The sequence below is a fragment of the Streptomyces sp. NPDC029151 genome (genome assembly GCF_055564315.1).
The window spans coordinates 241453-256279 of the sequence record NZ_JBVHWQ010000011.1 but is presented as its reverse complement, the minus strand read 5'-3'; the positions used below and the strand labels follow the sequence as shown (position 1 = coordinate 256279).

At 72.6% G+C, this 14827-nt stretch carries 13 protein-coding genes; 9 read left to right on the top strand and 4 right to left on the bottom strand.

From position 1 onward, the window contains the following. Nucleotides 1-121 precede the first annotated feature (121 nt). On the bottom strand, nucleotides 122-1669 hold the full coding sequence (locus ACZ4VF_RS32970) for a purple acid phosphatase family protein (RefSeq protein ID WP_467930596.1): 1548 nt from the start codon (nucleotides 1667-1669) through the stop codon (nucleotides 122-124). 143 nt (nucleotides 1670-1812) lie between these two features. Between ACZ4VF_RS32970 and ACZ4VF_RS32965 the strand changes: the two genes are divergently transcribed. Both ACZ4VF_RS32965 and ACZ4VF_RS32960 read left to right on the top strand, forming a co-directional pair. After that, nucleotides 1813-2856, top strand: coding sequence for a 3-isopropylmalate dehydrogenase (locus ACZ4VF_RS32965; RefSeq protein ID WP_467930595.1), 1044 nt, complete (start codon nucleotides 1813-1815; stop codon nucleotides 2854-2856). Nucleotides 2857-3094: 238 nt separating this feature from the next. Next, nucleotides 3095-4183, top strand: a complete 1089-nt coding sequence (locus ACZ4VF_RS32960) for a branched-chain amino acid aminotransferase (RefSeq protein ID WP_467930594.1) — start codon at nucleotides 3095-3097, stop codon at nucleotides 4181-4183. 4 nt (nucleotides 4184-4187) lie between these two features. On the opposite strand, the gene ACZ4VF_RS32955 is transcribed toward ACZ4VF_RS32960, so the two are convergent. Next, nucleotides 4188-5639: a cytosine permease gene (locus ACZ4VF_RS32955; RefSeq protein WP_467930592.1), complete on the bottom strand. Its 1452-nt coding sequence runs from the start codon at nucleotides 5637-5639 to the stop codon at nucleotides 4188-4190. 146 nt (nucleotides 5640-5785) lie between these two features. Between ACZ4VF_RS32955 and ureA the strand changes: the two genes are divergently transcribed. The 7 genes from ureA (at nucleotide 5786) to ACZ4VF_RS32920 (ending at nucleotide 13567) form a co-directional block, all read left to right on the top strand. Continuing rightward, nucleotides 5786-6481, top strand: coding sequence for an urease subunit gamma (gene ureA, locus ACZ4VF_RS32950; protein ID WP_467930591.1), 696 nt, complete (start codon nucleotides 5786-5788; stop codon nucleotides 6479-6481). Then, the gene (locus tag ACZ4VF_RS32945; protein WP_467930590.1) at nucleotides 6478-8199 is read left to right on the top strand and encodes an urease subunit alpha; all 1722 of its coding nucleotides are present in this window, start codon (nucleotides 6478-6480) and stop codon (nucleotides 8197-8199) included. Before ureA ends, ACZ4VF_RS32945 begins: the two co-directional genes overlap by 4 nt. An 8-nt stretch (nucleotides 8200-8207) precedes the next feature. Next, nucleotides 8208-9245, top strand: a complete 1038-nt coding sequence (locus ACZ4VF_RS32940; protein ID WP_467930589.1) for an agmatine deiminase family protein — start codon at nucleotides 8208-8210, stop codon at nucleotides 9243-9245. Between the two features lie 29 nt (nucleotides 9246-9274). After that, a complete protein-coding gene (locus ACZ4VF_RS32935) occupies nucleotides 9275-9880 on the top strand; it encodes a TetR/AcrR family transcriptional regulator (RefSeq protein WP_467930587.1) in 606 nt (201 codons plus the stop codon). Between the two features lie 41 nt (nucleotides 9881-9921). Beyond that, nucleotides 9922-11232 (top strand): MFS transporter, encoded by a 1311-nt coding sequence (locus ACZ4VF_RS32930; protein ID WP_467930586.1) that lies wholly within the window; start codon nucleotides 9922-9924, stop codon nucleotides 11230-11232. Between the two features lie 285 nt (nucleotides 11233-11517). Next, nucleotides 11518-13128, top strand: coding sequence for a citramalate synthase (cimA, locus tag ACZ4VF_RS32925; RefSeq protein ID WP_467930585.1), 1611 nt, complete (start codon nucleotides 11518-11520; stop codon nucleotides 13126-13128). 13 nt (nucleotides 13129-13141) lie between these two features. Next, nucleotides 13142-13567 (top strand): VOC family protein, encoded by a 426-nt coding sequence (locus ACZ4VF_RS32920; protein ID WP_467930583.1) that lies wholly within the window; start codon nucleotides 13142-13144, stop codon nucleotides 13565-13567. A gap of 93 nt (nucleotides 13568-13660) precedes the next feature. On the opposite strand, the gene ACZ4VF_RS32915 is transcribed toward ACZ4VF_RS32920, so the two are convergent. Continuing rightward, on the bottom strand, nucleotides 13661-14275 hold the full coding sequence (locus ACZ4VF_RS32915; RefSeq protein WP_467930581.1) for a GPP34 family phosphoprotein: 615 nt from the start codon (nucleotides 14273-14275) through the stop codon (nucleotides 13661-13663). Nucleotides 14276-14330: 55 nt separating this feature from the next. Continuing rightward, a complete protein-coding gene (locus ACZ4VF_RS32910; protein ID WP_467930580.1) occupies nucleotides 14331-14819 on the bottom strand; it encodes a hypothetical protein in 489 nt (162 codons plus the stop codon). Between the last annotated feature and the right edge of the window lie 8 nt (nucleotides 14820-14827).

Below are 14827 nucleotides of genomic sequence, written 5' to 3'. Positions count from 1 at the left end.
CTCTGTTTTGCTCTGGTGTTTTTTGGACTGCGGGGACGGTGGCGGCCCCCTTGTCCGTGGGTTTGGCCTTCGGCCGCACCCCCCATCGGGGACCCCCCCTTTTTGGGTTTCCCCGCGGCCCTCACCCGCCGCGCCGCACCTCGAAGTGGTCGATCCGCCGCCCGTCCTGCGCCAGTGCCGACACCGCGAGCCGCGGTGCGGTGCCCGCCCGGACCTCCACCGACAGCAGCGAGAAGCCGGTGTAGCGCACCCGCGACCACTCCGCCGTCTCCGGCGCGCGGCCCCCGCCCTTCGTCCAGGCGAAGGTCCGCACGGCCTCGTGCCGGGTGACGTGACCCTCGTAGCTGTCCCTCACGCCCGTGGGGAAGCCGTACAGGTCACGGCCGCCGCCACCCGCCGTGACGTACACCGTGCCGTCCCGGGCGGGGTCGGTGGAGCCGCCGACCGGCACCGCCCGGCCGACCCGTCCGCCCCTGATCGCGTCCGTGCGCTCGTACACGTGGTTGTGCCCGTTGATCACCAGGTCCACCCGGTGCTCCGCGAACAGCGGCAGCCACTCCCGGCGCACGCCCCCGTCCGAGGCGTGCCGGGAGGTGGAGTAGGCGCAGTGGTGGAAGAAGACCACCACGAAGTCGACGTCCGCGCTCGCGCGCAGCCGGCGCAGCGTCCGGTCCAGCCAGGCCGTCTGCCGGCCACCGCTGTTGCCGAGGTTGGCGGGGATCTCGTACGACACGTCGTTGGCGTCCAGCGCGACGAAGCCGGCGTTGCCGTAGCGGAAGGTGTAGGCGCCCGGCGTGCCGCGCGGGTCGAAGCCGGTCTCCGGCAGGGCGAACCGGGCCAGCTGGCCGCCGTAGCCGTCCGCCGAGTACCAGGCCTCCATGTCGTGGTTCCCGGTCGTCACCATCCACGGCACGGACCGCGCGACCGGCTCGTTCTGCCGCAGGAACAGGTCCCAGGAGGCGGGGTCGTAGCCGTCCGTCGTGCGGCCCGTCCCGCTCACGTCCGCGTAGCAGATGTCGCCCGCGTGCAGGTGGAACGCGGGCTCCTGGCGCAGCAGCAGACGGTCGTTGGCGTCCGCCGCCCGGCTCACGCCCTGGTCGCCGAAGGCCGTGAACACGAACCGTTCCGGGCGCGCGGGCGCCGTGCGGAAGGAGGCGACGGCGGCGCGGTGGGCGGGGGCGGTGGGGTCCCAGCCGTCGTGGCCGACGCCGTAGTGGTACGTCGTGCCGGGCGCGAGGCCGGCCACGGACGCGTGCACGTAGTACTGCTCCAGTGCCGGCCGCACCCCCGCCACCCCGGGCGTGCGCAGCGGGCGGACCTCGGCCGGGATCCGGTGCCCGAGGTCGTCGGGCCGCAGCCCGACCCGTACGTACGGCCGCCGCACCGCCGAGGGCACCTGCCAGGAGATCCGCATCCCGCTCCGTGGATCGGCGCCGAGGGCGAGGTGGCGGCCGAACGGGCGCGCCGCCCAGCCCGGCACCCCGGAGGCGGCCGGCCCCGGCTTCCCGGCGGACGCGGCGCCGCACCCGGTCGGCAGGCCGCCCGCCACCGCGGCCGCCGTCACCAGCGTGCGGCGCGGGAGCACACGGGTGCGCAGGTACTCGTACTGCTCGGCCATGGTCAGTCGCCCGGCGAGCGGGCGGGGGATGCCGACGTCAGGGGTGTCCATGTCCGGGAACCTTCCACCGGACGCCAACTTCCCTGCCGCGCAAGGGTGAACAGCGGCCGACGGGATGACCTCCGCAACCCGTCCGGGTGTCCGCATGGCGGACAGGGTGTGTCAGCGGATGGGACGAGGAGTAGGGTGCCCGCATGTCTCGCAGCATCAATCTCGCAGTGATCCCCGGTGACGGCATCGGCCAGGAGGTCGTGGCCGAGGGTCTCAAGGTCCTCTCCGCCGTCCTGCCGCAGGATGTGAAGCTGGAGACCAAGGAATACGACTTCGGCGCCCGGCGCTACCACGCGACCGGAGAGACCCTCACCGACGCCGACCTGGCGCAGCTCAAGCAGCATGACGCCATCCTGCTCGGCGCGATCGGCGACCCGTCGGTGCCGTCCGGCGTCCTGGAGCGCGGCTTCCTGCTCAAGCTCCGCTTCGCCTTCGACCACCACGTCAACCTGCGCCCGTCGAAGCTCCTGCCCGGCGTCGCCACCCCGCTCGCCGGCCAGCCGGAGATCGACTTCGTCGTGGTCCGCGAGGGCACCGAGGGCCCGTACACCGGCAACGGCGGCACCATCCGCAAGGGCACCCCGCACGAGGTCGCCACCGAGGTGTCCGTCAACACCGCCTTCGGTGTCGAGCGCGTGGTCCGCGACGCCTTCGAGCGCGCTCAGGCCCGCCCGCGCAAGAAGCTCACGCTGGTCCACAAGAACAACGTGCTGAGCTTCGCCGGACACCTGTGGACGAACGTCTTCGACAAGGTGGCCCAGGAGTACCCCGAGGTCACCACCGACTACATCCACGTCGACGCGGCCACCATCTACCTGGTCACCGACCCGGCCCGCTTCGACGTCATCGTCACCGACAACCTCTTCGGCGACATCATCACCGACCTCGCCGCGGCCGTCTCCGGCGGCATCGGCGTCGCCGCGAGCGGGAACATCAACCCCTCCCGCGAGTTCCCCTCGATGTTCGAGCCGGTCCACGGTTCCGCGCCCGACATCGCCGGCCAGGGCAAGGCCGACCCGACCGCCACGGTCCTGTCCGTCGCCCTGCTCCTGCGCCACCTCGGCTACGACGAGGAGGCCGACCGCATCGACGCGGCGGTCGCCGCCGACCTCACCGAGCGTGCCGGGAAGCCGGCCCGCTCCACCTCCGGGATCGGCGACGCGCTCGCCGTACGCGTAGCCGGCTGACCCGCCGCGCTCACCTCCAGCCGCCGGGTCGCGACCGCACCCGGCGGCTTTTCCTGTGCCTCGCCGGGTGCCACCATCAACCCCTGGGCCGCTTCACCCCGATTCCGTCCGCCACCGCCCCCGCGCGATAATCGAACGCGGAGCCGCGGTATGAGGGAATGCTCGGACGTCCTAGCACTGGCGACCAGCAGTACAGGCGTGAGCGCGGCCCGTCACTACAACCGGTGAAGGACAACACATGACGACGCCCACGATCGAGCTCAAGCCCTCCGCCAGCCCGCTCGCCGCCGCAGAGCGCGAGGCGATCCTGGCCAACCCCGGGTTCGGCCGCCACTTCACCGACCACATGGTGACGATCAAGTGGACGGAGGGCCGGGGCTGGCACGACGGCCAGCTCGTCCCGTACGCGCCGATCCCCCTCGATCCGGCCACCAACGTCCTGCACTACGCCCAGGAGATCTTCGAGGGCCTGAAGGCCTACCGTCAGCCCGACGGCTCGGTGGCCATGTTCCGCCCGGACCAGAACGCCAAGCGTTTCCAGCGTTCCGCCCGCCGCCTCGCCATGCCCGAGCTGCCGGTCGAGACCTTCATCGAGGCCTGTGACGCCCTGGTCCGCCAGGACGTCGACTGGGTGCCCGCGCACGGCGGCGAGGAGTCGCTGTACCTGCGCCCGTTCATGATCGGCACCGAGGTCGGCCTCGGCGTCAAGCCCGCCAACGAGTACCTGTTCATCGTCATCGCCTCCCCGGCCGGCGCCTACTTCCCGGGCGGCGTCAAGCCGGTCTCCATCTGGGTCTCCGAGGACCGCGTCCGCGCCGTCCCCGGCGGCATGGGCGACGCCAAGACCGGCGGCAACTACGCCGCTTCCCTGCTCGCCCAGGCCGAGGCCGCCGCCAAGGGCTGCGACCAGGTCTGCTACCTCGACGCGGTCGAGCACACGTGGGTCGAGGAGCTGGGCGGGATGAACCTGTACTTCGTGTACGGCGACAAGATCATCACCCCCACGCTGACCGGCTCCATCCTGGAGGGCGTCACCCGCGACTCCCTGCTGGCCGTCGCCCGTGACCTGGGGTACGAGTCCGAGGAGGGCCGCGTCTCCGTCGACCAGTGGCAGCGCGACTCCGAGAACGGCACCCTCACCGAGGTCTTCGCCTGCGGCACCGCGGCCGTGATCACCCCGGTCGGCACCGTCAAGCGGGCCGGCGGCGAGTGGCGGCAGAGCGGCGGGGAGCCGGGTGAGGTCACGCTGCGGCTGCGTCAGGCGCTGCTCGACCTCCAGCGGGGCACGGCCGAGGACAAGCACGACTGGATGCACCGCATCGCCTGACGGCTCAGCGGGAACCGCGTGACAGGCGGTCGGCCGCCCGAGCGTCCGCCGTGGCCTGTCGCGTGGTTCCCCGCGCCCCTTCCGGGCGCTCCAGCAGCAGGTAGGCCGCCCCGCCGACCGCGCCCGACAGCAGGAAGCTGCAGTCCACCCCGCCCGTCCAGGCCAGCAGCGGGCCCTCGTACGACGGCAGGGACACCGCCAGCAGGCCGGCCAGCGCGCCCAGCGCCCAGGACGCGGTGGCCCGCGGGTTCCAGCCCGCCCGGTACCAGTAGGTCCCGCCCCGCGAGCGGCGGTTGAAGACCTGGAGGGCGTCGGGGTCGTACACCCCGCGGCAGCGGGCGAAGCCGATGAGGGTGATGACCGCCCAGGGCGTGCCGAGGGCGGTGAGCAGCAGCACGAAGGACGTCATCGCGGACTGCGCGTCCCAGGCGTAGTGGCCGGCGAAGACGCAGGCCGTGGCCACGACCGCCACGGTGCAGGTGGCGCGGGCGCGGGAGGCGCGGGGCAGGATGGCGTCGAGGTCCAGGCCCATGGAGTACAGCATCAGACCCGCGTTGCCGACCGAGCCGGCCGACGCCGACAGCAGCAGCGGCACCAGGTACCAGGTGGGGGAGGCGGCGACCAGCGGGCCCGCGTAGTCGGTGGCCGCGCGGGCCGCGTACGCCGTGAAGGTGCCGAAGAGCTGGGGGACCAGCAGGCCGAGGACCAGGCCGAGCCAGGTGGCGTGCAGCACCCGGCGCGAGGAGTGGCGGGCCGGGGAGATGTAGCGGGTGTAGTCGCCGAGCAGCGTGATGAAGGCGATGGGGCCGGACAGGCCCGCCGCCACCGCCGCGAGGAACCAGGTGGGCCAGAAGGAGCCCAGCAGGTAGCCGCCCGCGTCCGGCAGGGCGGCGGTGGTGAAGTGCGGCCCGTAGGCGAGGACGCCGAGCAGCAGCAGGGCCGTCATGCCGACGGCCAGTATCCGGGACATGGCGAGCAGGACCCGGTAGCCGTAGACCGCGCCCGCGACGGTCGCCGCGGCGAGCACCGCGTAGACGAGGGCGTACGACACCCCGTCCGCCGGCACCCCGAAGAGCCGGCCGAGGACCATCAGCATGACGTCGCCGCCGATCCACACCGTCAGGGCGGTGTAGCCGAGCGCCAGCAGCAGTCCGACCACCGAGCCGACGAGCCGGCCGCGCACGCCGAAGTGGGCGCCGGAGGAGGTGGACAGGTTGGTCGCGGTGCGCAGGGAGACCAGCGCCAGGGGGGCCGTGAACAGCGTGCCGATCACCGTGCCCGCCGCGATCGCGCTCACCGACGCCCACCAGCCGAGCCCGAAGGACGCCGGCAGCCAGCCGAAGACGATCACCCCGAGGCAGAGGTTGGAGCCGAGCAGGATCGACACGAGGTCGCGTGGCCCGCTGGTCCGTTCCCCGTCCGGGATGGTGTCGACACCGCGCTGTTCAATCGGCATGGCTGGTCTCCTTCGACGGCCGCCTCACTGGTTTAGAGCGACGTTCAATGTGACGTGTGGCCCGGCTCTCGGTCAATGCTTCTGTTCCGTGAAATCTGTGTTTAGAGTGGTGCTCTAATCTGCTGGAGGCAAGGAGGTGCCGGGTCGTGAGACTCACTCCCACGGAACGTGACCGGCTGCTGCTCTTCGGAGCCGCCGAGCTGGCCCGTGCCCGCCGGGCGCGCGGCCTGAGGCTGAACGTGCCCGAGGCCACCGCGCTGATCGCGGACACCGTCTGCGAGGCGGCCCGGGACGGCAGGCGGCTCGCGGAGGCCATCGAGGCGGCCCGCTCGGTGCTCGGCCCCGAGGACGTCCTGCCGGGCGTCGCCGACGTCGTCACCGAGGTGATGGTCGAGGCCGTCTTCGACGACGGCTCCCGGCTCGCGGTCGTCTCCGACCCCATCGGCGGCGGCTCGGGCCCGGAGGGGCCCGGTGCGCTGCTGCCGGGCCCCGAGCACCCCGAGCCCGGGCCCGCCCTGCGCCTCACCGTCACCAACACCGCGACCGTCCCGGTCTCCGTCACCTCCCACTTCCACTTCTTCGAGGCCAACCCGCGGCTCGACTTCGACCGCGCCCGGGCCTACGGCATGCGGCTCGCCGTGCCCGCCGGGTCCTCGGTGCGCTTCGGACCGGGGGAGAGCGCCGAGGTCGGACTGACGCCGATCGGCGGCGACCGGATCGCGATCGGCTTCGCCGGACTGGTCGACGGGCCGCTGGACGCGCCCGGAGCCCGCGAGGAAGCCCTGCGCAGGGCCGCCGCCTGCGGATACCTGGGAGTCTCCCGTGAGGAGGGCAACCGATGAGCCGCCCCGGAGGACACCCCGCGGAAGCCCGCCGTCTCACCCACTACGAGTACGCCGCCACCCACGGCCCCCGCGCCGGCGACCGCATCCGGCTCGGCGACAGCGGGCTGACCGTCCGGGTGGAGTCCGACGCCCAGAAGTACGGCGACGAGTTCCTCGCCGGCTTCGGCAAGACCGCCCGCGACGGACTGCACCTCAAGGCCGCCGCCGTCCGCGACACCTGTGACGTCGTCATCAGCAACGTCGTCGTCATCGACCCGGTCCAGGGCATCCGCAAGGTGTCCATCGGTATCCGCGAAGGCCGCATCCACGCCATCGGACGGGCCGGCAACCCGGACACCCTCGACGGTGTGGACGTCGTCGTCGGCACCGGCACCTCGATCGTCTCCGGCGAGGGGCTGATCGCCACCGCCGGCGCCGTCGACACCCACGTCCACCTGCTGTCACCGCGCATCATGGAGGCCTCCCTGGCCTCCGGCGTGACCACGGTCATCGGCCAGGAGTTCGGCCCCGTGTGGGGCGTCGGCGTCAACTCGCCCTGGGCGCTGCGGCACGCCTTCAACGCCTTCGACGCCTGGCCGGTCAACATCGGCTTCCTCGGCCGGGGTTCCTCCTCCCACGCGGCCCCGCTGATCGAGGCCCTGGCCGAGGGCGGGGCCAGCGGCTTCAAGGTGCACGAGGACATGGGCGCCCACAGCCGCGCGCTGGACACCGCGCTCCGGGTCGCCGAGGAGCACGACGTCCAGGTGGCCCTGCACAGCGACGGCCTGAACGAGTGCCTGTCCGTCGAGGACACCCTGCGCGTCCTGGAGGGCCGCACGATCCACGCCTTCCACATCGAGGGCTGCGGCGGCGGACACGTCCCGAACGTGCTGAAGATGGCCGGCGTCCCGAACGTCATCGGCTCCTCCACCAACCCCACCCTGCCCTTCGGCCGGGACGCGGTCGCCGAGCACTACGGCATGATCGTCTCCGTCCACGACCTCAAGCCCGACCTGCCCGGCGACGCCGCCATGGCCCGCGACCGGATCCGGGCCGGCACCATGGGCGCCGAGGACGTGCTGCACGACCTGGGCGCGATCGGCATCACCTCCTCCGACGCCCAGGGCATGGGCCGGGCCGGGGAGACGGTCCGCCGCACCTTCGCCATGGCCGCCAAGATGAAGGCCGAGCTGGGTCCCCTGGACGGTGACGGCGACGGCGACGACAACGCCCGCGTCCTGCGCTACATGGCCAAGCTGACGATCAACCCGGCCATCGCGCACGGCCTCGCCCACGAGGTCGGCTCGATCGAGGCCGGCAAGCTCGCCGACATCGTGCTGTGGCGCCCGGAGTACTTCGGCGCCAAGCCGCAGCTCGTCCTCAAGGCCGGGTTCCCCGCCTACGGCGTGGTCGGCGACCCCAACGCGGCCACCGACACCTGCGAACCCCTCGTCCTCGGCCCGCAGTTCGGGGCGTACGGCGCGACCGCGGCCGACATCTCGGTGGCGTTCGTCGCCCAGGCCGCCGTCGACCAGGGAGGCGACGCGATGCCCACCCGGCGCCGCCGGGTCGCCGTGCGCGGCACCCGTGGCATCGGCCCCGCCGACCTGCGCCTGAACTCGCGCACCGGAGCGGTCGACGTCGACCAGCGCACCGGCCTGGTCACCCTCGACGGCGACCCGCTGCGCTCCGAGCCGGCCGACTCCGTCTCCCTCAACCGCCTGTACTTCCTGTGAGGATCACCATGTCTGCTGCCGCCGACGGCTTCCGCATGCCCGCCGAGTGGACCCCGCACGAGCGCACCTGGATGGCCTGGCCCGGCCCCAACCCCACCTTCGACGACCCGGACGACCTGGCCGCCGCCCGGACCGCCTGGGCGTCCGTCGCCCGCGCGGTCCGCCGCTTCGAGCCGGTGACCGTCGTGTGCGGGCCCGGCCAGTCCGCCGGGGCGCGGGCCCTCCTCGGCCCCGGCGTCGACACCGTCGAGCGGGAGCTGGACGACGCCTGGATGCGGGACATCGGCCCCACCTTCCTCACCGACGGCAAGGGCCGGCTGGCCGCCGTCGACTGGACGTTCAACGGCTGGGGGGCCCAGGACTGGGCCCGCTGGGAGCACGACTCCACGATCGGCGCGTACGTCGGCGACCTCGCGGGCGCGAAGACGTACGCCTCGCGGCTGGTCAACGAGGGCGGCGCCATCCACGTCGACGGCGAGGGCACCGTGCTGCTCACCGAGACCGTGCAGCTGGGCCCCGAGCGCAACCCGCACTGGACGAAGGCGGAGGTCGAGGCGGAGATCCACGCCCAGCTCGGCACGGAGAAGGCGATCTGGCTGCCGCGCGGCCTGACCGGCGACTACCCTCCCCACGGCTTCGGCACCCTCGGCCACGTCGACATCGTCGCCGCCTTCGCCCGCCCGGGTGTCGTCGTCGCCCACCACCAGCCGGACCCGGCGCACCCCGACCACGAGGTCACCCGGGAGGTCATCGGCCTGCTGAGGTCGGCGACCGACGCCCGGGGCCGCCGCCTGGAGGTCGTGGAGGTACCCGCGCCCACCGTCCTGGAGGCCGACGGCCACTGGGCCGACTACTCCTACATCAACCACTACCTCTGCAACGGCGGCCTGGTCCTGTGCGGCTTCGAGGACCCGCGCGACGAGATCGCCGCCGGTATCTTCCGCCGCCTGTTCCCGGAGCGGACCGTGACCCTGGTGGACGCGCGTACGATCTTCGCGGGCGGAGGCGGTATCCACTGCATCACGCAACAGCAGCCGAAGGTCTGACACGTATCCGACACGTACAGGAGCAGCAGATGGCCGGTGCGGGCCGGGCGCGCAGGAACGCGCCGCCGCGCGAGGAGGTCCTCGCCGCCGCCATGGACATGATCGCCGAGCGCGGCCTGGAGAAGCTCACCATGGCGGGGCTCGGCCGCGAGGTCGGCATGAGCAGCGGCCATCTCCTGTACTACTTCCGCTCCAAGGACGAGCTGCTGCTGCAGGCCCTGGAGTGGAGCGAGGGCCGGCTGGGCGCGGAGCGGGGCCGCCTCCTCGCGGCGCCGGGAACCGCCCGTGAGCGTCTGTCCGCCTACGTCGACCTGTACGTCCCCGACGGGCACCGCGACCCGCACTGGACGCTCTGGCTGGAGGTCTGGAACCGCTCGCAGAACGCCGACGACGACGCCCGCGCCCGGCAGGCCGCCATCGAGGGCGCCTGGCACCGCGACCTGGTCGCGCTGATCGCCGAGGGCACCTCCCGCGGGGAGTTCCGGCGGGTGGACGCGGACCGCTTCGCGGCGAGGCTGCGCGCGCTGCTCGACGGGTTCTCCATCCACGTCGCCATCGGGTTGCGCGGCACCGACCGGGAGCAGGTCCTGCGGCACGTGCGGGAGTTCGTCGAGGACGCGCTGGTGGCGTCGTAGCCGAAGGAATCGTCGGCTCCGTCTTCGGGCAGTAACGGCCCATGGGACCACAACACTGGAAGAAGATCTGGGTCGGCTCGGCGGGCAACATGGTCGAGTGGTTCGACTGGTTCGTGTACGCGAGCTTCGCCACGTACTTCGCCGGCGCGTTCTTCCCGAGCGGCAACCCCACCGCCCAGCTGATGAACACCGCCGGCATCTTCGCCGTCGGCTTCTTCATGCGCCCCGTGGGCGGCTGGCTGCTCGGCAGGGTCGGTGACCGCAAGGGCCGCAAGGCGGCGCTGACGCTGACCGTCAGCCTCATGTCGGCCTCGGCGGTCCTCATCGCCGTCGCCCCGACCTACGGGGTGGCCGGCTACGGCGGCGCCCTCGTGCTGCTCGTCGCCCGGCTGCTGCAGGGCCTGTCGGTGGGCGGCGAGTACGCGGCCAGCGCCACCTACCTCACCGAGGCCTCGGACCCGCGGCGGCGCGGCTTCGCCTCCAGCTTCCAGTACGTGTCCATGACGGCCGGCCAGATCGTCGGCCTGGGCCTCCAGATCGTCCTGCAGCGCACCATGTCCGACGACGCCCTGCACAGCTACGGCTGGCGCATCCCGTTCGTGGTCGGCGCGCTCGGCGCGGCCGTCGTCTTCTACCTGCGCCGGAACATGCTGGAGACCGAGGTCTACGCGGAGGACACCTCGCACTCCGAGGAGCGCGGCACGCTGCGCGCGCTGTGGCAGCACAAGCGGGAGGCGTTCCTCGTCGTCGCCCTCACCATGGGCGGCACGGTGGCGTACTACACGTACACCACCTACCTCACCAAGTACCTGTCCAACTCGGCGGGCCTGTCCAAGCAGACCGCGACCCTCGTCTCCTTCACCGCGTTGATCGTCTTCGCCTGCCTCCAGCCGCTCGCGGGCGCCCTCTCCGACCGCATCGGCCGCCGCCCGCTGCTGATCACCTTCGCCGTCGGCTCCACCTTCCTCACGGTGCCGGTCATGACGCTGCTGAAGCACGCCGACGGCTACTGGCCCGCCCTCGGCCTCGCCCTGCTCGCGCTGGTCGTGGTCACCGGCTACACCTCCATCAACGCCTGTGTGAAGGCCGAGCTGTTCCCGACCGGGGTGCGCGCGCTCGGCGTCGCCCTGCCGTACGCCATCGCCAACGCCCTCTTCGGCGGCACGGCGGAATACGTCGCGCTGTGGTTCAAGAAGGGCGGCATCGAGTCGGGCTTCTACTGGTACGTGGCCGCCTGTGCCGCCGTCTCCCTCGTGGTGTACGTCACCATGCGCGAGACGAAGGACCTGGATCTGGCCCGGGTGAACGCCGCCGAGGACTCCGGGGAGTCCAGCCTGACGCCCGCATCCTGAGACGGTCGGTGAGCCGGGGGCGGTGCTGTGCCAGACTGCCCCCGTGCTCTCGTTCGCCATGATTATGGGCAGCAGGCGCGCCGGTCCGCAGTGACCACCTCGTACGACCAGGTGCGGGTGGCCACCGTCGTCCTCGACCCGCGCGCAGACCTCTCGCACCCGCGAGGGGTTTTTTCGTTTTCCGGCCCACCTTCAGCCGGAGGCGGAGCGCGAGGGAGCATGGAGGAACGGTGGAGCCGGTCATTCCGGTACAGACCGAAGATCCACAACAGGAGCCTTGACACCATGACCGAGACGGCAACCAACGAGCTGGACGACTCGTTCCACGTCTTCGACACCACGCTGCGCGACGGCGCGCAGCGCGAGGGCATCAACCTCACCGTCGCGGACAAGCTCGCCATCGCCCGGCACCTGGACGACTTCGGCGTCGGCTTCATCGAGGGCGGCTGGCCCGGCGCCAACCCCCGCGACACCGAGTTCTTCGCCCGCGCCCAGGCGGAGATCGACTTCCGGCACGCCCAGCTGGTCGCGTTCGGCGCCACCCGCCGCGCCGGCGCCAAAGCCGCCGACGACCCGCAGGTCAGGGCGCTGCTGGAGTCCGGCGCCCCGGTGATCACCCTGGTCGCCAAGTCGCACGACCGGCACGTGGAGCTGGCGCTGCGCACCACCCTGGACGAGAACCTGGAGATGGTCCGCGACACCGTGTCGTACCTGAAGGACCAGGGGCGCCGGGTCTTCGTGGACTGCGAGCACTTCTTCGACGGCTACCGCGCCAACCCCGACTACGCCAAGGCGGTCGTCCGCACCGCCTCCGAGGCCGGCGCCGACGTCGTCATCCTCTGCGACACCAACGGCGGCATGCTCCCCGCCCAGGTCCACGCGGTCGTCTCCACCGTCCTCGCCGACACCGGCGCCCGGCTCGGCATCCACGCGCAGGACGACACCGGCTGCGCCGTCGCCAACACCCTGGCCGCCGTCGACGCGGGCGCCACCCACGTCCAGTGCACCGCCAACGGCTACGGCGAACGCGTCGGCAACGCCAACCTGTTCCCGGTGGTCGCGGCCCTGGAGCTGAAGTACGGCAAGAAGGTGCTGCCCGACGGCCGGCTGCGCGAGATGACCCGCATCTCCCACGCCATCGCCGAGGTCGTCAACCTCACCCCCTCCACCCACCAGCCCTACGTCGGCGTCTCCGCCTTCGCGCACAAGGCCGGCCTGCACGCCTCCGCCATCAAGGTCGACCCGGACCTGTACCAGCACATCGACCCCGAGCAGGTCGGCAACACCATGCGCATGCTGGTCTCCGACATGGCCGGCCGCGCCTCCGTCGAGCTGAAGGGCAAGGAACTCGGCATCGACCTGGGCGGCGACCGGGAAGTGGTCGGCCGGGTGGTCGAGCGGGTCAAGGAACGCGAGCTGAAGGGCTACACCTACGAAGCCGCCGACGCCTCCTTCGAACTGCTGCTGCGCGCCGAGGTCGAGGGCCGGCCGCTGAAGTACTTCGACGTGGAGTCCTGGCGGGCCATCGTGGAGGACCGTCCCGACGGCACCCACGCCAACGAGGCCACGGTCAAGCTGTGGGCCAAGAGCGAGCGGATCGTCGCCACCGCCGAGGGCAACGGCCCCGTCAACGCCCTGGACCGGGCGCTGCGCGTGGCACTGGAGAAGATCTACCCGCAGCTCGCCAAGCTGGACCTGGTCGACTACAAGGTCCGCATCCTGGAGGGGAAGCACGGCACCTCCTCCACCACCCGGGTGCTGATCTCCACCTCGGACGGCTCCGGCGAGTGGTCCACGGTCGGCGTGGCCGAGAACGTCATCGCCGCCTCCTGGCAGGCCCTGGAGGACGCGTACACCTACGGCCTGCTCCGCGCGGGCGTGGAGCCGGCCGAGTAGCCACAGTGGAGGTATGACCTCACACACTGGTGACGTGCTGTCCGGGGCCCGCGTCGCGACCCGGCTGCCCGCGCGGGACCTGGACCGGGCCCGCCGCTTCTACGCCGAGAAGCTCGGCCTGTACCCGGTGGACGAGCGGCCCGGCGGGCTGCTGTACCGGTGCGCGGGCGTGGACTTCGTCGTGTTCCGCTCGACGGGGGCCTCGCCCGGCACCTTCACCCAGATGGCCTTCGAAGTGGACGACATCGAGGGGGTCGTGACCGAGCTGCGCCGGCGGGGCGTGGTCTTCGAGGAGGTCGACGTGCCCGGGCTGCGCACCCGTGGGGGCATCGCCGACATCGACGGCAACTACCCGAGCAAGGGCGCGAGCGGGGAGCGCGGCGCGTGGTTCCGCGACAGCGAGGGCAACCTGCTGGGCATCGGCCAGCTGATCCTCTGAGGCCGGCTGGTCCTGTGAGGCCGGCTGGTCCTGTGAGGCCGGCCGGTCCTGTGAGGCCGGCCGGTCCCTTGCGGCCGGCGGCGGCCGGGAGGTTCAGGGGGCCCGCCAGATGTTGTCGAAGGCGATGTTCTCGATGCGGCGCCGCTCGCGGACGGCCTCCAGCTCGGTGACCGCGTCGCCGACCGCCAGCAGCACGGTGAGCGCCGCCTGGTCGTCGGGCTCCGCGTCGGCCGGCGGGTCCGGCTGGACGCCGAGGGTGGCGGCGAGACCGGTCAGGACCGGGTCCCGGGACTCCCAGCGGTCGGTCGCGTGCCGCCGGGCGGGCGTGTCGGCCGGGGTACCGGCCGGCGTGCCGTCGCCGCCCCGGACCGGCCACCAGTGCCGGCGCCTCCCGGTGATCTGCCCCTCGGCCTCCAGCACGTCGCGGTAGGCCACGGCCAGCCCCTCGCCGCGCCGCCACAGCCAGTCCTCGACCGTCTCGTACGGCTCCTCGCGGACGAGCCGCGCCCCGGCCTCGTCCAGCATCCGGTCACCCGTGGTCAGCACCGGCCCGGGCACGATGCGCTCGCCGTCCAGCGTGAGCGCCCGCACCCCGAGCAGGTCGATCAGCTCGGCCCCGGCGAGCGCCAGTGCCAGATCACCCTGCTCGACGGGCTGCTCGCCGGAGACGTCCAGGCTCACGAGGAACAGATCCTGCGGTGTGGTCATACCCCCACCTTGGTCCCCGGACGGCCGATCCGCAGCACGCCACACCGTCCCGCGCTCAGCACGAGTCGTCGGCGAGCCGCTCGAACGCGGCGAGGCTCATCGCCCGGCCGTCCGCCCACACCCGCCCGGGCTTCAGCCGGCCGATCTGCTCGCCGGTGAACTCCACGGTCCCGTTGTAGGAGTCGCCGCCGGCGTAGTGCCCGAATCCCAGGACGTAGTGGTGCCCAGGGAGCAGGCGCTGGGTCCCCCGGTGCCGGGCCCGCCAGCGGGCGGGCGGGTCGAAGAGGGGGAAGTCGGCGTCGCCGCGCAGCCCCTCCTTCTTCGTGTCCCACCCGCTGGTGACGGGGCCCTCGTCGCCGGCGTGGGCCCGCCCGTCCAGGTAAGGACTCTGGTAGCCGTCGTCCCCGCAGGGCCGCACCACCGCGTACGGTGTCCCGTCCGCCGCGACCCGCACCCCCGCGAGCGGCAGGTCGACGGCGCCGCAGCCGCTCAGCAGCAGCGTCCCGCCGACGATCCCCGCCGCCACGGCCCCCGTACGTCTCATGCTCCGCC